Source organism: Sinomonas sp. T428B, assembly GCF_056780155.1.
Map to the genome: position 1 here is coordinate 1,877,151 of NZ_JBRAZR010000001.1, position 20,778 is coordinate 1,897,928.

General features: G+C 71.7%; 16 protein-coding genes. 8 read left to right on the forward strand and 8 right to left on the reverse strand.

From position 1 onward, the window contains the following. Positions 1–18: 18 nt before the first annotated feature. From ACUYMY_RS08640 to pepN, 3 genes are all read right to left on the reverse strand, one after another. The gene (locus ACUYMY_RS08640) at positions 19–771 is read right to left on the reverse strand and encodes a polysaccharide deacetylase family protein (protein WP_481703172.1); all 753 of its coding nucleotides are present in this window, start codon (positions 769–771) and stop codon (positions 19–21) included. A 332-nt stretch (positions 772–1,103) separates the two neighbouring features. Continuing rightward, positions 1,104–1,745, reverse strand: coding sequence for a dihydrofolate reductase family protein (locus tag ACUYMY_RS08645; protein ID WP_481703173.1), 642 nt, complete (start codon positions 1,743–1,745; stop codon positions 1,104–1,106). Continuing rightward, positions 1,733–4,414: an aminopeptidase N gene (gene pepN / locus ACUYMY_RS08650; protein ID WP_481703174.1), complete on the reverse strand. Its 2,682-nt coding sequence runs from the start codon at positions 4,412–4,414 to the stop codon at positions 1,733–1,735. The genes ACUYMY_RS08645 and pepN overlap by 13 nt, the downstream gene beginning before the upstream one ends. 87 nt (positions 4,415–4,501) lie before the next feature. Here pepN and ACUYMY_RS08655 point away from each other — a divergent pair, with 87 nt between their 5' ends. From ACUYMY_RS08655 to ACUYMY_RS08670, 4 genes are all read left to right on the forward strand, one after another. Further along, the gene (locus ACUYMY_RS08655) at positions 4,502–6,067 is read left to right on the forward strand and encodes a circularly permuted type 2 ATP-grasp protein (RefSeq protein WP_481703175.1); all 1,566 of its coding nucleotides are present in this window, start codon (positions 4,502–4,504) and stop codon (positions 6,065–6,067) included. 87 nt (positions 6,068–6,154) lie between these two features. Beyond that, positions 6,155–7,081 carry an alpha-E domain-containing protein gene (locus tag ACUYMY_RS08660; RefSeq protein ID WP_481703176.1) on the forward strand — a complete coding sequence of 309 codons (927 nt, stop codon included), beginning with the start codon at positions 6,155–6,157 and terminating at the stop codon, positions 7,079–7,081. Beyond that, entirely contained in the window at positions 7,078–7,929 is an 852-nt protein-coding gene (locus tag ACUYMY_RS08665) for a transglutaminase family protein (protein WP_481703177.1), read from the forward strand. Before ACUYMY_RS08660 ends, ACUYMY_RS08665 begins: the two co-directional genes overlap by 4 nt. A 186-nt stretch (positions 7,930–8,115) precedes the next feature. Further along, positions 8,116–9,036: a hypothetical protein gene (locus ACUYMY_RS08670; RefSeq protein WP_481703178.1), complete on the forward strand. Its 921-nt coding sequence runs from the start codon at positions 8,116–8,118 to the stop codon at positions 9,034–9,036. A gap of 143 nt (positions 9,037–9,179) precedes the next feature. On the opposite strand, the gene ACUYMY_RS08675 is transcribed toward ACUYMY_RS08670, so the two are convergent. Continuing rightward, positions 9,180–10,643 carry an SDR family NAD(P)-dependent oxidoreductase gene (locus ACUYMY_RS08675; protein ID WP_481703179.1) on the reverse strand — a complete coding sequence of 488 codons (1,464 nt, stop codon included), beginning with the start codon at positions 10,641–10,643 and terminating at the stop codon, positions 9,180–9,182. A gap of 57 nt (positions 10,644–10,700) precedes the next feature. Next, positions 10,701–12,092 (reverse strand): glucose-1-phosphate adenylyltransferase, encoded by a 1,392-nt coding sequence (locus tag ACUYMY_RS08680; protein ID WP_481705015.1) that lies wholly within the window; start codon positions 12,090–12,092, stop codon positions 10,701–10,703. A gap of 170 nt (positions 12,093–12,262) precedes the next feature. On the opposite strand from ACUYMY_RS08680, the gene glgA reads away from it, so the two are divergent. Next, positions 12,263–13,456, forward strand: coding sequence for a glycogen synthase (gene glgA / locus ACUYMY_RS08685; RefSeq protein WP_481703180.1), 1,194 nt, complete (start codon positions 12,263–12,265; stop codon positions 13,454–13,456). Positions 13,457–13,544: 88 nt separating this feature from the next. On the opposite strand, the gene ACUYMY_RS08690 is transcribed toward glgA, so the two are convergent. From ACUYMY_RS08690 to ACUYMY_RS08700, 3 genes are all read right to left on the reverse strand, one after another. Beyond that, positions 13,545–13,988, reverse strand: coding sequence for an Hsp20/alpha crystallin family protein (locus tag ACUYMY_RS08690; protein ID WP_481703181.1), 444 nt, complete (start codon positions 13,986–13,988; stop codon positions 13,545–13,547). A gap of 128 nt (positions 13,989–14,116) precedes the next feature. Next, entirely contained in the window at positions 14,117–16,249 is a 2,133-nt protein-coding gene (locus ACUYMY_RS08695; protein WP_481703182.1) for an acyl-CoA dehydrogenase family protein, read from the reverse strand. After that, positions 16,246–16,977: a TetR/AcrR family transcriptional regulator gene (locus ACUYMY_RS08700; protein ID WP_481703183.1), complete on the reverse strand. Its 732-nt coding sequence runs from the start codon at positions 16,975–16,977 to the stop codon at positions 16,246–16,248. The genes ACUYMY_RS08695 and ACUYMY_RS08700 overlap by 4 nt, the downstream gene beginning before the upstream one ends. Positions 16,978–17,043: 66 nt before the next feature. Between ACUYMY_RS08700 and ACUYMY_RS08705 the strand changes: the two genes are divergently transcribed. Genes ACUYMY_RS08705 through ACUYMY_RS08715 form a run of 3 tightly spaced genes read left to right on the forward strand, consistent with a single transcriptional unit; the run spans position 17,044 to position 20,756 of the window. Then, positions 17,044–18,375 (forward strand): acetyl-CoA C-acetyltransferase, encoded by a 1,332-nt coding sequence (locus tag ACUYMY_RS08705; RefSeq protein WP_481703184.1) that lies wholly within the window; start codon positions 17,044–17,046, stop codon positions 18,373–18,375. Positions 18,376–18,384: 9 nt separating this feature from the next. After that, on the forward strand, positions 18,385–19,794 hold the full coding sequence (locus ACUYMY_RS08710) for a 3-oxoacyl-ACP reductase (protein ID WP_481703185.1): 1,410 nt from the start codon (positions 18,385–18,387) through the stop codon (positions 19,792–19,794). Further along, positions 19,794–20,756: a MaoC/PaaZ C-terminal domain-containing protein gene (locus ACUYMY_RS08715; protein WP_481703186.1), complete on the forward strand. Its 963-nt coding sequence runs from the start codon at positions 19,794–19,796 to the stop codon at positions 20,754–20,756. Before ACUYMY_RS08710 ends, ACUYMY_RS08715 begins: the two co-directional genes overlap by 1 nt. The last annotated feature ends 22 nt before the right edge of the window (positions 20,757–20,778 follow it).

The following is a 20,778-nucleotide window of genomic DNA, read 5'->3' on the forward strand; positions in this document are numbered from 1 at the left end:
TCCATGACGCCGCCCTGGTCAGGCTTGAAAGCGCACAGCTTGGATGCCGCGGCTGTGGAGGTCTGCCAGCGCCCGGGCGATGCCTGCCGAGGTTCCCCCAGCAGGACGGTTGGCATGGAAGATGACGATGTCTCCGGCCCGTGCGGTGGAGGCCTCGCGGGCCACCGTCGCGGCGGGAAAGGTCGCTCCGCCGTCGCCGTTGATGCTGAAGCCGAGCGGAACCAGACCTAGCTCGCGGACGATGGCGACGGCGGCGTCGTCGTAGTAGGCCGTTCCCGGGCGGAACAGCCGGGGCGTCCGCCCGGTGAGCTTGAAGATGGTGTCCTGGCTGCCCATCACCTCGTCATAGACCTCCACCGCCCCGGCCGTTCCGGTGATGCCGTAGGCGCTGCGGCCCGACACGGAGAGCGGGACGTGCCTCGTGCCGTGATTGCCGATTTCGAAAAGAGGGCTGTCCGCCAGCGCGCGGGCGGGTCCCGGATTCGCCTGGATCCACCGTGAATTCAGGAAGAAGACCGCAGGCGTGCCGGTTTTGGTCAAGACGTCGATGAGGGCCTGGTCCACGCCGTTGCCGCCGGGGCCACCGCAGCAGTCGAACGTCAAGAGCGGGCCGGTGGCGCTGGAGGGCAGGCGAGTTTGGATCCCGGGAAGCTGCAGTCCCCACTGGCCCGGCGGTTTCCCCTTGTACTCGGCGGCGATCCGTTCCCTGCTGGGCACTGCCTGGGTGTGAGTGCCCCCGGCGGCGGCGTCGAGTGCGCTGCCCACGTCCATGCCCCCGTTTCCTGCGGAGCCGTCCTGTCCTGCCGGGCCCCTGTGGACGGGGTTGTCGGGTTCGTCGGGGACCACCGCGCACCCAGCCAAGGCAGCTGCCAGCACGGCAGTGGTGAAGCCCCGCCGGCTGATGCGCGGAGGGCGCCCCTTGCGCACTCGGCGCCCGTCGGGGATGGGCTGCCCCTTGACCTCGACCACACCCTCGGCCCATTCCCGCGCGTCTGCCACGGAAGTATCTTCACCCACCGGACAGGACTAACACGCAGACACCCGTAGAACTCCGCAACAATTGCGGACATCAGCGAGAGCCAACGCGACGGCAGTACGAGGCGTCAGGCGCGCCTGATCACCGCGTGGGCAACCCCGCCCTCGCCTCCGAGGAGCGGGTCGCTCACGTACCCGGCGGGGATGCCGCCGTCGAACAGCCGCTCGCCGGCGCCGAGGAACACCGGCGCGATCGCGACGTGCAGCTCGTCGATGAGGCCCTCCGCGAGGAACTCGCGGACGGTCGCCGCCCCGCCGCCGAGACGCACGTCGAGTCCGCCGGCCGCCTCTGAGGCCATCGCGAGGGCCTCGCGGGGCGTGGCCTCGACGAAGTGGAAGACGGTCCCGCCCTCCATCCGCGCCGGCGGCCGCGGGTGGTGGGTCAGCACGAAGACTGGATGGTGGAAGGGCGGGTCCTCGCCCCACCAGCCGCGCCAGGACTCGTCCGGCCAGGGCCCGCGCACGGGGCCGAACATGTTCCGGCCCATGATCGTCGCCCCGATGCCGTCCTCGCCGGCACGGAAGAAGGCGTCGTCGACCCCGCTCGAGCTGCCCTCTGTCCCGAACCTTCTCGCGCCGGTCTCGGTCGAGAACATCCAGGCGTGCAGGGACTCGCCCCCGACCCCGAGCGGGTTCTCGACGCTCTGGTCGGGCCCGGCGGCGAAGCCGTCGAGCGAGATCGTCAGGTTGTGCACCCTCAGCCGTGCCATGCTTCCTCCTCTTCCTCTGCGTCCTTCCGGCCGATCCCGCACGTGCCCGCGCGCGAGGTGTTCTGCGCCGTGAGCGAGCGGTGCAGGTGGTCCCGTGCCTCGACGACGAGCCGGCGCAGCGCCGCGGGCGCCCCGGCGTTCTCGTCGAGCCACGCGTCCGTGCGCCGCAGGACGGCGTTCTCCCCGGGTTCCTGGCCCACAGCGAGGACCTCGTCGGCCGGGAACAGCCCGGTCACGAGCCGCGTCGCGATCTCCTGCGAGCGCTCCTTCCACAGCCGCGTGAGCATGCCGAAGTACCGCTCGGTGAACGGCTGCCGCAGCGCCGTGAGGCCGGCCATGAAGCCCTCGACGGTCGCCCCGAGGAGCTCGTTGGACAGCGCCGTCCCCTCGACGGCGGCGGCCCACGCCTCGCGCTTCACCTCGGGCAGCGGCCGGGCCGCCATGGCGACGGCGTGGCCCACCCGCCCCTTCGCCGTGCGGTCGCGCGCGAGCTCGGCGTCGAGCTCGGCGGCGTCCGCCCGCCCCTGGGCTGCGAGCGCCTGGAGGAGGGCCCAGCGCAGGTCCTGGTCCACCGCGAGGCCCTCGGCAGCCTCGGTGCCGTCCAGGAGCCCGCGGACCAGGTCGAGCTGGCCGCCGCCGTACCGGCTCCCGGCGGCGAGCGCCCGCGCCCACGCGAGCTGCTGGTCGGACCCGGGCTCGGCGGCGCGCAGCTCGCGCACGACGGCGGCGAGGTAGCGGGTGCGCAGCTCGCCGCGGGCCTCGCCGTGGGTGTAGCGCTCGATCGCCGTGCGGGCGTTGTCGAGGACCGCGAGCTGCACCCCGACGGTCGTCTCGGCGCCGGCGAAGCGCACGACGGCGTCGACGTACGCGCGCGCCGGCACCTCGCCGTCGCGCGCGGCGTGCCACAGCGCCGTCCAGCACAGGGCCCGCGCCAGCGGGTCCTCGATGTCCCCGAGTCCCTCGCGCACGGTCCGCTCCGAGGCCGGATCGAGCCGGACCTTCGCGTAGGTCAGGTCGCCGTCGTTGAGCAGGAGGAGCTCGGGCACCGGGAGGCCCGCGAGCACGGGCAGCTCCGTCAGGGCGCCCTCGACGTCCGCCTCGACGGACTGCGTCCGCACGAGCCGGCCGCCATCGTCGCGAGAGTACAGCCCGACCCGGAGGCGGTGCGGCCGCAGCGCTTGCAGGCCTGTGACGGGGTCGAGGCCGCTCTGCCGCACGGCCACGCGGGCGAGCCGTCCGCCGTCGTGCTCCACAACCGGCTCGAGGACGCTCAGCCCGGAGGTCTGCAGCCACGCCGCTGCCCACTCCTCCATGGGCCGCCCGGACGCGCGCCCGAGCGCCCCGAGCAGGTCCGCGAGGGACGCCGTCGAGAACGCGTGCCGGCGGAAGTAGTCCCGGGCCGCGCCGAAGAAGGCCTCCTCGCCCACGTAGGCCACGAGCTGCTTGAGCACGGAGGCGCCCTTGGCGTAGGTGATGCCGTCGAAGTTCTGCTCGGCCCCCTCGAGGTCGGCGATGTCCGCGACGATGGGGTGCGTCGTGGGCAGCTGGTCCTGGACGTAGGCCCACCCCTTGCGCCGGTTCGCGAAGTTCACCCACGCGGTCTCCCAATCCGTGGCCCGGTCCACGGCGAGCGTGCCCATGAAGTCCGCGAACGACTCCTTGAGCCACAGGTCGTCCCACCACCGCATCGTGACGAGGTCGCCGAACCACATGTGCGCCATCTCGTGCATGAGGGTGTTCGCCCGGCCCTCGTACTGGCTGTCCGCAGCGCGGGAGGTGAAGACGTACGCCTCGGTGAAGGTCACGAGCCCGGGGTTCTCCATCGCGCCGAGGTTGTACTCGGGCACGAAGGCCTGCTCGTACTTGCCCCACGGGTACGCGATGCCGAACGCGCGGTGGTAGAAGTCGAGGCCGCGCTTGGTCAGGGCGAAGATCCGCTCGGCGTCGAAGCTCGGGGCCAGCGAGGCGCGGCAGTATGCAGCGAGCGGCACGGTCATGGTCCCGCCGTCCGGGCTCCTGCCCGTCCACGAGTCCTCGGCCCGGTGGTACGGCCCGGCGAGCACGGCGGCGAGGTAGGTGGACATGGGCTCGGTCTGGGCGAACTCCCAGCGCTCGCCGCTGTGCTCGGTACTGTGCTCTGCGAGCAGGCCATTCGCGCTCACCGCCCACCCCTCTGGCGCGAGCACGGTGAAGCCGAACCGGGCCTTGAGGTCCGGCTGCTCGAAGCACGGGATGAACCGGCGGGCGTCCGCGGGCTCGCACTGCGTGTACAGGTAGGTGCGCCCGTCGGCGGGGTCGGTGAAGCGGTGCAGGCCCTCGCCCGAGGTGCTGTAGCGCCCCCGCGCCGTGACCTCGAGCCGGTTCGACTCCTCGAGCCCCTCGATCCGCAGCCGCGCGCCGTCGTACTCGATGCCGAGCGGGCGGCCGTTGAGGACGACGGCGAGCACCTCCTCGCCGATGAAGTCCACCCAGGTGGCCGCACCCGGACGCGAGCGGAAGGCGATGGCCGCCGTCGTCGTGAAGCACGGCTCGGACGGGTCCCCGGCGCGGCGCAGGTCGAGGGTCACGTCGTAGCGCTCGGTCTGGACGATCCGCGCGCGCTCGGCGGCCTCCTCGCGGCCGAGGTTCGCGGTGCCCGGATTGGCTGTGGTCTCGTTCACTCTCGACACGCGGCCATTCAACCATGCGTCATGGAACACGCCCGAGGAACGGCGCCGATATGCGCGCAGGGCCGCGGAGGTGAAAAGCTGTGCACTATGTCGGATCTCTTCGAGGACTACTCCATAGCCGCCGCCCGCACCGGCGCCTATGACGAGATGTTCGCCCCGCAGCAGGCCGCGCGCCCGAGCTACCGCCAGCTCGCGGGCGCCCTCGACGGCCTGAGCCTTGCGGACGTCAGCGCGCGCGCGGACTCGATGGCGCGGACCTTCCTCGACCGGGGCGTCACCTTCGACTACGCGGGGGAGGAGCGCCCCTTCCCTCTCGACATCGTCCCGCGGGTCATCCCGGCCAACGAGTGGGACGTCCTCGAGCGCGGCGTCGCGCAGCGGGTGCGCGCCCTGGAGGCCTTCCTCAACGACGTCTACGGGAAGATGGCAGTCGTGGCCGACGGCGTCATCCCGCGCCGGCTCGTCACGACCAGCCAGCACTTCCACCGCCAGGTCCACGGGTTCGAGCCCGCCGGCGGGGTCCGCGTGCACATCTCCGGCATCGACGTCGTGCGCGACGCCGCGGGGACCTTCCGCGTCCTCGAGGACAACGTGCGCGTCCCCTCGGGCGTGAGCTACGTCCTCGAGAACCGCCGGGCCATGGCCAAGGGCCTGCCCGAGGCGTTCAGCCAGCAGCCCATCCGCCCGGTCGAGGAGTACCCGCGGCGCCTCCTCTCGGCGCTGCGCAAGACGGCGCCGGCCGGCGTCGACGACCCGACCGTCGTCGTGCTCACCCCCGGCGTGTTCAACTCCGCCTACTTCGAGCACACGCTGCTTGCGGGCCTCATGGGCGTCGAGCTCGTCGAGGGCCGCGACCTCATCTGCCGCGGCAACCGCGTCTACATGCGCACGACGGCGGGCGAGCAGCGCGTCGACGTCATCTACAAGCGGATCGACGACGACTTCCTCGACCCGCTGCAGTTCCGCTCGGACTCGATGCTCGGCTGCCCGGGGCTCGTCAACGCCGCCCGGGCCGGCGGCGTGACGATCGCGAACGCCGTCGGCAACGGCGTCGCGGACGACAAGCTCGTTTACTCCTACGTCCCGGACCTCATCCGCTACTACCTCGGCGAGGAGCCCATCATCGCCAACGTGGACACCTACCGGCTCGAGGAGGACGCCGCGCGCGAGGAGGTCCTCGACCGGCTCGACGAGCTCGTGGTCAAGCCCGTGGACGGGTCCGGAGGCAAGGGCCTCGTCATCGGCCCGGACGCGACCCGCGAGGAGCTCGAGACCCTGCGCGCCCGCGTCCTGGCCGACCCGCGCGGCTGGATCGCCCAGCCCGTCCTGCAGCTCTCGACCGTCCCGACGCTCTCGGGGGACAAGTTCGGGCCCCGGCACGTGGACCTGCGTCCCTTCGCGGTCAACGACGGGGAGGACGTCTGGGTGCTGCCCGGCGGCCTCACGCGCGTCGCGCTCAAGGAGGGCTCGCTCATCGTCAACTCGAGCCAGGGCGGCGGGTCCAAGGACACGTGGGTGCTGGCCGAATCTCCCGACGTCCCGATCGAGGCCGAGCCGCGGCACTCCATCAGCATCCGGGAGCGGACGAGCGTGTGGCCCGTCGAGAGCAACTGGCGGGACCGCGACCGCCAGGCGGAACAGCAGCAGCAGTGAGCAGCCCCGCCCCGGTGAGCGCCCGCCGTCGTGCGTGTGCATCCTCCCGCCCAGCCACCCCCGCACGACCCGCCCGAGGAGGCCGCCATGCTCAGCCGCATCGCTGAATCCCTGTTCTGGATCGGCCGCTACGTCGAGCGCGCCGACGGGACCGCCCGCATCCTCGACGTCCACCTCGAGCGGCTCAACCACATTCCGCCCGAGGAGCAGCGCAGCGTCGCGGAGGAGCTGCTCGGCGTCATGGGCTCCCGCCCGGAGATGGAGGAGTTCGGCCTGTCCGAGCTCCTGCACGCGCTCGCCTACGACCGCTCGCATGCGACGAGCATCGCCGGCTCCCTGGGCGCCGCGCGCGAGAATGCGCGGCGGGCCCGCGAGACCGTGTCGTCGAGCCTGTGGGAGTGCCTCAACACGACCTACTACGGCCTCAGCCAGCACCGCAAGGACGTCGTCGGGACCTACCGCTTCTGCAACTGGGTCCTCGAGCGGACCGCCATGGTGCGCGGGCACGCCGACACGACGATGAGCCACGACGAGGGCTGGCAGTTCATGGTCCTGGGCCGCTCGCTCGAGCGGGCCGACATGACCGCGCGCATGCTCTCGACCCGCGAGGTGCACACGGCCGGGATGTCCTGGGTCAACATGCTCCGCTGCGCCGGGGCCTACGAGTCGTTCCTGCGCACGCGCCGTGCCGCATTCGACGATCGTCACGCGGCCGAGTTCCTGCTCATGGACCGGCTGTTCCCGAGGTCGATCGTGTACGCGCTGCGGGACGCGGACAAGGCGCTCGAGAAGCTCGACCCCTCGGACCAGCGGGTCGGCTTCATCAACGACGCGCGCCGGATCGTGGGGCAGGCGAGGACCTTCCTCGAGTTCCACCGCACGGACGACCTCATGGTCGAGCTGCCCGAGCACATGGAGCGCGTCCAGAAGGCCGTCGCGCAGGCCTCCGACGCGATCTCGCGCAAGTACTTCAATCGGGCCGACGAGCAGGCCTGGGTGGGAGAGGTTTCATGACCCGTCTGAGGATCGACCACCGGACGGCGTACCGGTACAACAGGCGCGTGACGCTCAGCTACAACGAGGCGCGTATGACTCCGCTCACCGAGCCGCAGCAGGTGGTGCTCGAGTCGCAGGTGCGGGTCACGCCGTCGCAGGCGGCCATGAGCTCCTACAAGGACTACTGGGGCACGCGCGTGACGGCGTTCGACATGCAGATCCCGCACGAGTACCTCGAGGTCGTCTCGACGACGACCGTCGAGGTGCACAGGGTCGAGCGGGTCCCGGTCGAGGGCGAGGTCGTGTCCTGGGAGCGGCTGCGCAGCCCCGAGATCGAGGACCAGTTCAGCGACTGGCTCCCGCAGTCGCGGCTGTCGGGGCCCGGGGCCGAGGTCCTCGGGATCGTGCCGCAGCTCGTGGAGGGGCGCGACCCGAACGAGGCCGCCCACGCGGTGTTCGAGTGGATGCGCGGGGAGATGCGCTACATGCCCGGGAGCACCGGGGTCACGACCGACGCGGAGCAGGCCTGGAACCAGCGCGAGGGCGTGTGCCAGGACCTCGCGCACCTGGCGATCGGGTCGCTGCGGAGCCTCGGGATCCCGGCGCGGTACATCTCCGGCTACCTCCATCCGCGCTCGACGGCGGGCATCGGCGAGACGGTGGCCGGCCAGTCGCACGCGTGGCTCGAGTGGTGGGACGGCGAGTGGCGCAGCTGGGACCCGACCAACCACAAGCCGGCCGGGGACTTCCACGTGACCGTGGCCCGCGGCCGCGACTACCGGGACGTGCCCCCGCTCAAGGGCATCCTCTCGGGCGGCGGCGGCTCCCACCTCGACGTGGCGGTGGAGATCACCCGCCTCGCCTGACCCCCCACGTTGCGGGGTCCCTGGCGCGACGTTTGCGGGGTCTCTGGCGCGACGTTGCGGGGTCTCTGGCGCCGGGTGGCGGGGTCCCTGGCGCGATGTTGCGGGGTCCCTGCAGCCCCTGCACGGGGTTCATGGGCCTGTGGATAACTTCGGACGCTTGCAGCGTTGGTGTGCCAGCATGGGCGCATGACCGACCATGGAAGCGTTGACGACCTGATCCGGAGACCGTTCTCGGCCCAGGAGGCGCGCGCCCACGGTCTGGACCCAAGGGCGCTCCGACTGGAAGACATCCGCCAGGTCAGCAAGGGCGTCTTCGTGCCAGGCACAGGCATTCCGGATCTCCTGGGCCTTGTGCGCGCGCACCTCGACGTGAATCCTGATGCGTGGGCATCGCATCGCACCGCAGGAGCACTGCTGGGGCTGTGGTTGCCCGTCTGGCTGCAGGACCATTCGGATGTCCATCTCAGCAAGCCCTCGCACCTGCCGAGGGTGCGCCGCCCCGGCGTCGTGGGACATCGCGTCCGGATCCTGGAGGGAGAGGTGCGGACGGTCGACGGCGTTCGGCTGACCAGCCCGGGACGGACTTGGTTGGATCTGGGGCAGGAGCTGACACCTGCAGCACTCGTTGCGCTAGGAGGCCAGCTGATCCGATTCCCACGGCCTGAGTTCGAAGGCCGAAGTGAGCCCTACGAGACGAAGGGGTCATTGGCTGCCTTGCTCACAAGGCATCCGAAGGTCAAGGGCGTCGGAAGGTGCAAGGAGGCACTCTTCGACATGCGAGTCGGGTCAGACTCGGTGCCCGAGACCCTTCTGCGGTTGAGCATCATCGCTCATGGGTTCCCCGAACCAGAGCTGCAGATCGCGCTGGATCCGACGGATCCAAAGTCATACACCGTGGATATCGGGTATCGGAAAATGCGAGTGGGAATTCAGTACGAAGGAGCCCATCACGGCGACCCCGATCAGCAATTGAGCGATCTCCGGCGTGATTCAGCATTCCGGCGGGCGACGTGGGACATCATCCACGCGACAGCCGCAGACCTGGCCGATGACTTCCTGCGGGTTCGACGGGAACTCCGCGCACTCCTCAGCGAGAAGGCGGCCTAATCTCCCCCTCGCCTTAGGGACCCCGCAACGGGGTGCCAGGGACCCCGCAACGGGGTGCCAGGGACCCCGCAACGGGGTGCCAGGGACCCCGCAACGGGGTGCCAGGGACCCTTCAACGGGAGGGGAAGGGGGAGGGGGAGGGGTCACCAGGGGGAGGGCTTGTAGTCCTTCAGGAAGACCCCGTAGAGGTCGGTTCCGGCCTCGCCCATGACGATCGGGTCGTACACGCGTGCGGCGCCGTCCACGAGGTCGAGCGGGGCGTGGAAGCCCTCGTCTGCCAGGCGGACCTTCGTGTAGTGCGGGCGCTCGTCCGTGATCCACCCGGTGTCGACGGCGGTCATGAGGATGCGGTCGGTCTCGAACATCTCCCCGGCGCTCGTGCGCGTCATCATGTTCAGCGAGGCCTTGGCCATGTTGGTGTGCGGATGCCCCGGCCCCTTGTACTTCCGGCCGAACTGCCCCTCCATCGCGGAGACGTTGACGACGTACTTGCGCCGCGCCGTCGACCGCCGCATCGCTGCCCGCAGCCGGCTCACGAGCAGGAACGGCGCCGTGACGTTGCACAGCTGGACCTCGAGCATCTCGAGCGGGTCGACCTGGTCCACGACCTGCGTCCACGAGTTGATGGTCGCGAGGTCGGGCACGAGCCCGCCGGCGTCGATCGCGGTCCCGGCCTCGATCCGCTCGAGCGACGTTGAGCCGGTCGAGAGCGCGAGGGCGGTCACCGCGTCGCCCGCGAGGACCGGGTGCCCCGAGACGGAGCCGGCGATCGAGAGCGGGTGCCTGTCGTGGGCGTGCCCGAAGGTGAGCAGCTGCGGCCCACCGTTGCCGGCCAGCAGCGCTGCGGGCAGCGGCTCGTCCTCGGCGTCGGCGAGGGGCTTGTACGCGTTCGGCGAGCGGCGCACCGTCTGGGCGGCGTTGTTGATGATGATGTCGAGCGGGCCCTCGGCGTCGAGCGCGTCGGACAGCGAGATGACCTGCGAGGGGTCGCGGAGGTCGATGCCCACGATCGTGAGCCGGTCGATCCACTCCGCGCTGTCCTCCATCGCGGCGAACCGGCGGGCGGCGTCCTTGGGAAAGCGGGTCGTGATGGTCGTGTGGGCGCCGTCGCGCAGGAGCCGCAGCGCGATGTACATCCCGATCTTCGCGCGCCCGCCCGTGAGCAGGGCCCGCCGGCCGGTCAGGTCGGTCCGCGCGTCCCGCTTGGCGTGGCTCATGGCGGCGCAGTCGGGGCAGAGCTGATGGTAGAACGCGTCGACCTGCGTGTAGTGCTGCTTGCAGATGTAGCACGGCCGGGAGCGCAGGAGGTGCCCGGCGATCGAGCCGGTGGCTGAGGGCTTGAGCTTGTTGCCCTTCGTCTCGTCGTCGATCCGGTCGGGCGCCGCGGTCGCGGTCTGCGCGATGACGGCCCTGTCCGCCTCCGCGATCGCGTCCCGCTTCTGGGTGCGCGTGAAGCGGCGGTGCGCCTTGAACATCTTGCCGGTCGCGCGTCGCACCGCGACGTAGTCGGGGTGCTCCTCGTCGTACGCGTGGATCGTGCCCAGGACCTTGAGGCAGGCCTGGATCTCCTCAGGCGTCAGTTCGGAGGGCACATCGGGGGAGCTCATGGACTCCCATTCTACCGGTGAGCGGGGGCCGGGGTGATCCCCGGCCCCCGCTCCCGGCTAGTCCTCCACGCGTGCTGTGACGGACGACGGCGCGTTCCCGGCGGAGCTCTTCGTCGTCCCTGCGGCGCTCCCTCCTCCGGACGCGGCGGCTGCGTGCACCTCCTGGATGCGCTCGACGACCTCGGGGAGCTCGGCGGCGACGTCCTCGAGCGCGGCCGGGACCTTCGAGGACCACGCAGCGGCAAGCCGGCGCTCGTCCTCGTCCGGCTCCGGGACGACCTGGCCCTTGGCCAGGACCGTGATCCCGGAGGCGGTGACCTCGAAGCCGCGCAGGCGGTCGAGCTTCGCGTCGACGCCGACCGTCGCGCCCGCGGGGATGGCGACGTTCTTGTCGATGATCGCCCGGTTCACGACGGCCCCGGCACCGATCAGGACGCCGTCCATGAGCACCGAGTCCACGACCCGGGCCGCGGTCTCGACGCGCACGTCGTGCGAGAGCACCGAGCCCTCGATGATCCCCCCGGAGATCACGACGCCGCTCGCGACGATCGAGTCGAGCGCCGTCCCGACGGTGCCGCCCTCGCCGCGGACGAACTTCGCCGGCGGGGACACGCTCTGGCGCGTGAAGATCGGCCACTCGGAGTTGTACAGGTTGAACACCGGCAGCGGGGAGATGAGGTCCATGTGGGCGTCGTAGAACGAGTCGAGCGTCCCCACGTCCCGCCAGTAGGTGCGGTCGCGCTCGGTGGAGCCCGGGATCTCGTTCTTGGTGAAGTCGTAGACCCCCGCCTCGCCGCGCTCGACGAAGTACGGGATGATGTCCCCGCCCATGTCGTGCTTCGTGTCGAGCCGCTCGGCGTCGCGCTTGAGCGCCTCGACGAGGGCGTCGGCGTCGAAGACATAGTTGCCCATGGAGGCGAGGAACGAGTCCGGGTCATCCGGCAGGCCCGGAGTGCTCGCGGGCTTCTCGACGAACGCGCCGATCTTCCCGGGATCGGCGGCATCGGTCTCGATGACGCCGAACTGGTTGGCCATGTTCAGCGGCTGCCGGACCGCGGCGACCGTGGCCTTGGCACCGGAGGCGACGTGGGCCTCGACCATCTGGTCGAAGTCCATGCGGTACACATGGTCGGCGCCGACGACGACGACGATGTCCGGCTGGTCGTCGTAGATGAGGTTCAGCGACTGGTAGATCGCGTTCGCGCTGCCGAGGAACCAGCTCTTGCCCACGCGCTGCTGCGCCGGCACGGAAGCGACGTAGTTCTGCAGGAGCGTCGAGAGGCGCCACGTCTCCGAGATGTGCCGATCGAGGCTGTGCGACTTGTACTGCGTCAGCACGACGATGTGCCGGTACCCCGAGTTGACCAGATTCGACAGCGCGAAGTCGATCAGCCGGTACCCGCCGGCGAACGGAACTGCTGGCTTGGCCCGGTCGGCCGTGAGCGGCATGAGGCGCTTGCCCTCGCCGCCCGCCAGGACGATCGCCAATACTTTCCTAGGCGCCACTGCGCAACCCCCGTATTCCCTCGTTCCGGCTTGTCTGTGGGCCGCGCTCCGGCCGTTGGACCGTGGCCACCTTCACACTAGATCACGATCCACGCACCGACTACGTTGAAACCGTGCGTATCGACATTGTGACCAAGGAATTCCCGCCGGAGATCTATGGCGGCGCAGGAGTGCATGTGGCAGAGCTGAGCCGGGTCCTGGCCCGCGAGGTCGATCTGCACGTCCACGCCTTCGGCGCCCCGCGCGAGCCGGAGGTCGACGGCGCGGCCGTCGCCTCGTACCAGGTGCCGAGTCACCTCGAGGGCGCGAACGCCGCCCTGCAGACGCTCGGCGTCGACCTCGGCATCGTCCCCGACGTCGCGGGCGCGGATCTTGTGCACTCGCACACGTGGTACGCGAACATGGCCGGCCACCTGTCGAAGCTCCTGCACGGCATCCCGCACGTGCTCAGCGCGCACAGCCTCGAGCCCCTGCGGCCGTGGAAGGCCGAGCAGCTCGGCGGCGGCTACCGCCTGTCGTCCTGGGTGGAGAAGACGGCGTACGAGGCCGCGGACGCGATCATCGCCGTCTCCAACGGCATGCGCGAGGACATTCTGCGCTGCTACCCGGACGTGGACCCGGCCAAGGTCCGCGTGGTCCACAACGGCATCGACGTCTCCCGCTGGGGCCGCGACGAGGGGACCGAGCACCTGAGCGCCCTCGGCATCGACCCCGAGAAGCCGTCCGTCGTGTTCGTCGGCCGGAACACGCGGCAGAAGGGCGTGCCGTACCTCCTGCGCGCCGCCGCGAAGCTGCCCGCCGACGTCCAGCTCGTCCTGTGCCTCGGCGCGGCCGACACCCCGGAGCTCGCCGCCGAGACCGCCCAGCTCATCGACGCGCTGCGCGCCGAGCGCGAGGGCGTCGTCCTCATCGAGCGCATGCTTCCGCGCGACGAGCTCATCCAGGTCCTCTCGCACGCGACCGCCTTCGCGTGCCCGAGCATCTACGAGCCCCTCGGCATCGTGAACCTCGAGGCCATGGCCTGCGGCGCGGCCGTCGTCGCCACGGCGACGGGCGGCATCCCCGAGGTCGTCGACCATGGCACGACCGGCCTCCTCGTCCCCATCGAGCAGGTCACCGACGGCACGGGCACCCCGCTGGACCCCGAGAAGTTCGTCACCGACTTCGCGGCGGCCCTGACCGAGGTCGTCTCCGACCCCGCCCGAGCCCGCAAGATGGGCGAGGCCGGCCGGGACCGTGCCGAGCAGCACTTCTCCTGGGAGAGCATCGCGGCCACGACGATCGAGGTCTACAAGAGCGTCCTCTAGCGCAGCACGGCTGGGTTAAGCACGACGACGGCGACGAGCCTGCCGAGGTTCGTCGCCGTCGTCGTTCGGCAGCGTCGGCTTCCTGGGGTCAGCCGCGGTTGACGGTGACCTTCGTCGGGCCGGGCCCCGCTTCGGGGGCGACGGGGACGCGGACCTCGAGGACGCCGTCGCGGTAGGAGGCGGTGACGTCGTCGCCACGCGCGCCCCGCGGCAGCTCCACCGTGCGCGAGAACGAGCCGTAGCGGAACTCGCTGCGGTACCCGTCCTTGAGGCTGTCCTCGGTGCTCTCCCGGCGCTCGGCCTTGATGCTGAGGCTGCCCTCCTGGACCGTCACCTCGACGTCGTTCTCCGGGTCGATGCCGGGGACGTCTACCCGCACGACGAGGGACTCGCCGTCGCGGAACTCCTCGACCCGCAGCCACCCGGTGTCCCACTCGCCCTCGACGAACCGCCGGAACGGCTCCGGGATCCCGAATCGCCTCAGGTGCTCCGGCATCTCCCACTGGCCCTTGCGGCCCCATCCTTCGCCCATCGCATCCTCCTGACGCTGGCCCGTCCCGGGCGGCCGGGCCCTGCCCTCAGGCTAGACCCGGCCGCCGGGGGTGTGAAGCGCCCGGCGCGGGGGCCCGCCCGCCCCTGACGGCCACCCGCACAAGCGTGCTAGGCCCGCTCGGGGAGCCGCTTCTCGAGCACCGGCGCCCGGCCCGAGGCCCGCAGGGCGCGGAAGTGCTCGGCCGCCTCGGCCTGCCTCTCGGCCTCGACGCCGCTCGCGATCGTGGCACGGATGTGCTCCGGCCCGTACCCGAACGCGTCAACGAGGTCCCCCGCGTGCGGGCGGAGCTTCTTCAGCAGCCGGTTGATGTACTCGCCCACTGTGCGCCCGCGCTGCATGCTGAGCCGGCCGTTCATGAGATACCACGCGAGGTGCTTCTCGACGAGCGTCAGGCCGAAGAGGTCCCGCAGCCACGTGAGCACCTGGCGGGTGCCGGCGTCGCCGACCCCCTCGAGCGCCTCGGTGAAGGCCTCCCACTGGAGCAGCTCGGCGTGGGCGCGGGCGGCCTCGATGAGCTCGTCCTGGTGCGCGTTGAACCGGGCGGCAGCCTCGGCCTGCGGCAGCCGGTTGGCCCCATGCAGGGACTGCGCCGCCTGGGCGACCATGGCCTGGACCCGCTCGGCGAGCAGGAGGCGCTGCGTGTCCGGGTCGCGCAGGGCGAGCGCCGAGCGCTGGGCCCGGCCCGAGTCGGCGATGAACTGGGCGACGGTACCCAGCCCGGTCCGGTAGGCCATGCCGCGGGCCTGGCCGAGGGCGAACTTCGCGAGAGCGCCCACGCTCACCCCGCGGAACTCCTTGGCGTAGTCGTTCAGGAGCCGCTTGGCCACGAGCTGGAGCAGGACGTTGTTGTCGCCCTCGAAGGTGACGTACACGTCGAGGTCCGCCCTCAATGACGCGAAGCGGTTCTCGATGAGGAACCCCGCGCCGCCGCAGGCCTCCCGGCACTCCTGGAGCGTCTCGAGCGCGTGCCAGGTCGAGAGTGGCTTGAGCGCCGCGGCGAGGGTCTCGAGGTCCTGCCGGTCCTCGTCCGTGTCCTGCGCGCCGGAGAACACGCCGTCGAACTTCGCGAGGAGCTGCTCGTGCGCGAAGGACATCGCGTAGGTCGCGGCCAGCAGCGGCAGGAGGCGGCGCTGGTGCCGCTGGTAGTCGAGCAGCACCTCCTCCTGCTCGTCCGAGGAGGCGTTGAACTGGCGCCGCTCGGTCGCGTAGCGGACGGCCGCGGCGAGGCCGACCTTCGAGGCGGCCACCGCGGCGCCGTCGAGCGAGACCCGCCCCTGGACGAGTGTCCCGAGCATCGTGAAGAAGCGCCGCCCGGGGCTTGCGATCGTCGAGGAGTAGGTTCCGTCCTCGGCCACGTCGCCGTAGCGGTTGAGGAGGTTCGTGCGCGGGACGCGGACGTGGTCGAAGTGCAGGCGCCCGTTGTCGATCCCGTTGAGCCCGCCCTTCACGCCGTCGTCCTCGCCGCCGACGCCCGGCAGGAACTCGTGCGTCTCCGGGTCGCGCAGCGGGACGTAGAAGGCATGGACGCCGTGGCTCACACCGCGGGTGATGAGCTGGGCGAACACGACCGCCGCGACGCCGTCCTTCGCCGCGTTGCCGATGTAGTCCTTCCACGCGGCCCGGAAGGGGGTGTGGATCACGAACTCGCCGGCCTCTGGGTCGTAGGTCGCTGTCGTGGCGATGCTCGCGACGTCGGAGCCGTGCCCGGTCTCCGTCATGGCGAAGCAGCCCGGGACCTCGAGCTCCATGATCCCGGGCAACCACCGGCGGTGGTGCTCCTCGGTGCCCAGGTGCAGGACGGCGGAGCCGAAGAGGCCCCACTGGACGCCGGACTTGATCTGCAGCGACGGGTCCGCCGTCACGAGCTCCTCGAAGCCCGCGATGTTGGCTCCGTGGTCGTCCTCGCCGCCGAGCTCGCGCGGGTAGGCGCGCTGCACGGCCCGATGGTCCACGAGGTACTTGAGCTGGCCGAACACACGCTCGCGGTGCTCGGTGTGCGTCAGGCCCTCGACCTTGTGCAGCTCCGGGTGCCCGGCGAGCTCGCGCGCGGCCCGGCGCGTGTCGGCCCAGCGGCCGAGCAGCAGCTCGCCGAGCGCGGCGACGTCGACCGAGGGGGACTCGGCGGTGTCCGGGACGTCGGAGAGCTCGGCCGCGTCGTACGGCGCCTCTGTGGCGCCCGGGGCCGCAGTGTTTGCTGGGTTTGCTGGGTTCGCTGCGTTCTCGGTGGAAACGGGGGTCATGGGAGCTCCTTTGCTGCGGGAAGCGGTGCGCGGACGACGGCGGTGCCCGCCTGGGCGGCGATGCCCGCGTAGAGCCAGTCGGCGATGAGGCCGGCCATGTCGTCGAGGGACGGCTTGGCGGGCGACGGGGGAGTGGTGAGCCAGCGCTCGCCGGCGGAGCGGACGAGGCCGATGGCTGCGCAGGGCCAGTAGTCGAGCGTTGCCTGCGAATCGGCGTCGAGGTGCCGGCGCATGGGGGCCTCGATCATGGCCCCCACGGCGTCGAAGAACGTCCCGAACGCGGCCCCGGCGGCGCCGCCCGCGGCAGGGTCGGCTGCCGCCCCGGCGGGGCCGCGCGTGACGAACTCGTACACGTTCGGCGAGCGCGCGGCCATTGCCAGGTACGCGTGGACCATCGAGCGCAGCCCGTCGTACGGGGATGCCGCGGCCGCCGCCGCCGCCGCGATGCGGTCCTGCATCTGGGCCAGGACGAGCTCGCCCATGGCCGCGGCGAGGCCCGCCTTGTCCCGGAAGTACCGGTAGAAGACGGATTTCGACGTGCTGGCGGCGGCGGCGATGTCCTCCATAGGCACGTCGGCCCCGAGGCGGTGCACCGCGCGGCGCGCGGCGCGGATGAGCTCCGACCGGCGTTCTTCGCGGTGGCTGGCCCACCGAGTGGCGCGCCCGTCAGCAGCCGGGGCGGCGCGGTCGTTCTTCGTCCCGTCGTCCGCTGGTGTGGGGTAGTTCACGATACCCAGCGTATCAGGTACGCTAGGTATCGGTAACTGAGGTCACAGGACATCCGGAGGAACGCCATGCCCAACCCCCAGCCCGCGAAGCCCCAGACGGTGCGCAAGGCGGTCGTCGTCGGCGGCAACCGCATCCCGTTCGCGCGTGCCAACGGCGCGTACACCGAGACGTCGAACCTGGACATGCTCACGGCCGCGCTCGACGGGCTAGTGGCCCGCTTCGGACTGCAGGATGAGCGCATCGGAGAGGTGGCCGCGGGAGCGGTGCTCAAGCACTCCCGCGACTTCAACCTCACGCGCGAGGCGGTGCTGGGCTCCGCGCTGAGCGCCGAGACGCCCGCCTATGATGTCCAGCAGGCCTGCGCGACCGGCCTCGAGACGGTCCTGTCGCTCTCCGACAAGATCAAGCTCGGCCGGATCGATTCGGCCGTCGCCGGCGGCGTCGACTCGACGTCGGACGCGCCGATCGTCGTGGGCGAGGGGCTGCGCCGCGTGATCCTCGAGCTCTCCCGGGCGAAGACGGTCCAGCAGCGGCTCAGGGCCGTGTCCCGGCTGCGCCCGAAGGACCTCGCGCCCGTCGCCCCCGGGACGGCCGAGCCGCGCACGGGGCTGTCCATGGGCGAGCACCAGGCGCTGACCACGAAGCAGTGGGGCATCACGCGCGAGGCACAGGACGAGCTCGCCCTCGCCTCGCACCGGAACCTCGCCGCCGCCTACGAGCGCGGCTTCTTCGACGACCTCGTGACCCCCTACCGCGGCCTCACGAAGGACCAGAACCTGCGCCCGGACACGACCCCGGAGAAGATGGCCTCCCTCAAGCCCGTCTTCGGCAAGCACCTCGGCGCCGACGCGTCCATGACGGCCGGGAACTCGACGCCGCTGACCGACGGCGCCTCCGCCGTGCTCTTGGCCTCGGAGGAGTGGGCCGCCGAGCGCGACCTGCCCGTGCTCGCCGAGATCGTGGACGGCGAGGCGGCCGCGGTGGACTTCGTCCACGGCAAGGACGGCCTGCTCATGGCCCCCGTCTTCGCCGTCCCGCGCCTGCTCGGGCGGCTCGGGCTGACCCTCGAGGACCTTGACTACCTCGAGATCCACGAGGCCTTCGCCGGGACTGTCCTCGCCGCCCTCGCGGCCTGGGAGGACGAGGACTTCTGCCGCGAGCGGCTGGGCCTCGACGGCGCGTTCGGCAAGGTGGACCGCGCCAAGCTCAACGTCAACGGCTCCTCGCTCGCCGCCGGGCACCCCTTCGCCGCGACGGGCGGGCGCATCGTCGCGACGCTCGCGAAGCAGCTGCACGAGCGCACTGCCGCCGGCGACCTCGGCCGACCGGCCCGGGGACTCATTTCCGTGTGTGCCGCGGGCGGCATGGGCGTCGTCGCCGTGCTCGAGGGGCGCTGAGGCGAGGCCATGGCAGTCGACAAGTACACGGAGTTCGTCTCGCGCGGCTGGGGCCGCGATCTGGCCAAGAAGCTCGGCCTCCCGCAGCCCGTGCAGCTGCGCCGGCACACTCCCGGCGACCCGCTCGTGCCCGGGCCCGTCCTGCTCATCGGGTCGGGGGAGGGCGCGGACGCCCTCGAGACCGCGCTGAAGGGCTGGGACGTCGAGGTGCGCCGGGATTCCAGCGGGGGGCCAGCCCAAAGCGCGATGCACGACGGCGGGGACTCGCCGTCGTCGTCGGCCGCCGGCGAGCGCCGCGAGCGGCTCGGGGCCATCGTCCTGGCGCTCGACGGCGTCACGGCCCCTGAGGATCTCTCGGCGCCGTTCCTGGCCGCCGGTGGGGCGCTGCGCGCGCTCGCCCCGGGCAGCCGCGTCGTGACCCTCTCCCGCAGGTCCTCGACCGCCGACGAGCCCGCGCTCGCCGCCGCCCGGGCCGGCGTCGAGGGGGCCCTGCGCTCGCTGGCCCGGGAGCTGCGCGCCGGAGCGACCGGCAACGGCATCCTCCTCGCCGAGGGCGTGCCCGCGGACGCCCCGAGCGCCCTCGGGGCGTTGCGCTTCCTCCTCTCGGGCCGCTCCGCCTTCGTCGACGGGCAGTTCCTGACGGTCGGCACCGCCAAGGGCGAGCTGCCCGCCGACCCGGAGCGGCCGCTCGCCGGCAAGGTCGCCGTCGTGACCGGGGCCGCGCGCGGCATCGGCGCCGCGATCGCGCGGACCCTGGCCCGCGACGGCGCCAGGATCGTCGCCGTCGACGTCCCGGCCGCCGGGGACGCGCTCGCGAAGATCGCGAACGAGGTCCGCGGCACCGCGCTCCAGCTCGACATCACGAAGCCGGACGCGGGGGAGCGGATCCTGGACCACGCCCTCCACCGCCACGGCGGGCTCGACATCGTCGTGCACAACGCCGGCATCACCCGGGACAAGCTCCTGGCCAACATGGACGCGGCCCGCTGGGACTCCGTCATCGCCGTGAACATCTCCGCGCAGCTGCGGATCAACGAGGCGCTCCTGGCCTCGGACCGCTTCGCCGACGGCGCCCGGATCGTCTCGGTCGCCTCGACCTCGGGGATCGCGGGCAACCGCGGGCAGACCAACTACGCGGCGTCCAAGGCCGGCGTCATGGGCATGGTGCGCTCCACGGCGGCGCGGCTCGCAGCGACGGGAGGCACCGCGAACGCCGTCGCCCCCGGATTCATCGAGACCGAGATGACCGCGAAGGTGCCGCCCCTGATGCGGGAGGTCGGGCGCCGGATCAGCTCGCTCCAGCAGGGCGGGCAGCCCGTCGACGTCGCCGAGGCCATCTCATTCCTCGCCTCCGACGCCGCGGGCGGGATCTCCGGGAACGTGCTGCGGGTGTGCGGCCAGTACTGGATGGGGCAGTGATGGCCGGCGGGAGCCCGGCGCCGACGAGGCCCGCGCCGACCGAGACGGTCGAGCTCCCCGAGCTGCCGTCCCTCTCCAAGCTCTACGTCACGGCCGCCGCCGAGGCCGCCCGCCTGCTCATCTCGAGGCACGACGGCGGCCAGCGGCTCCCGGACGCGCGGCACCACGTCGCCGTCGTGCGTCCAGACCTCGCGAGGCTCACCGCCTACCAGCACCTGCTGGGGGAGCCCGCGCGCGACGTCGTGCCGGCCGGCTACCTGCACACTCTCGCCTTCCCCGTGGCGATGAGCTTTATGGCGCGCGAGGACTTCCCGCTGCCGCTGCTCGGGATGGTGCACCTGCGGAACCGGGTCGAGTACCGCGAGCCCGTCGCGTACGACGACGAGCTGGACATCACCGCGTGGGCCGAGAACCTCTCGGGGCACCGCGCCGGGACCCAGGCCGAGGTCGTGGCGGAGATCCGGCGGGCCGTGGGAGGGGCCCCGGTGTGGCGCGGCGTCTCGACCTACCTTGCGAAGGGGGCCTTCCTCCCGGGGATCGACAAGCCCACTTCCAATGGCGCGGGGGCCCAGGGAGCCGACGCGCGCGAGTTCCGCCCGCCCCTGCCCACCGCGCTGTGGCGGCTCGGGGTGGACCTCGGGCGGGAGTACGCCGGCGTCTCGGGCGACTTCAACCCGATCCACCTCTCTGTGCTCTCGGCGAAGGCCCTGGGGCTCAAGCGCTCGATCGCGCACGGCATGTACACGGCCTCGCGCGCGCTCGCCGAGGTGGGGGCGCACAAGGGCGACTCCTTCGTGTGGGACGTGTCCTTCGAGGCGCCGGTGTTCCTGCCCGCGGCCGTGTCCGTGCGGATCGCCGACCTCGTGGACGAGGACGGGGCCTGGGAGCGGAGCGAGTTCGTGGGGTGGAGCGCGAAGTCGGGGAGGCGGCACTTCGTGGGGAGTGTGGCGCGGTTGGGGTGAGATGCCTCCCCAGGGGTGGGCC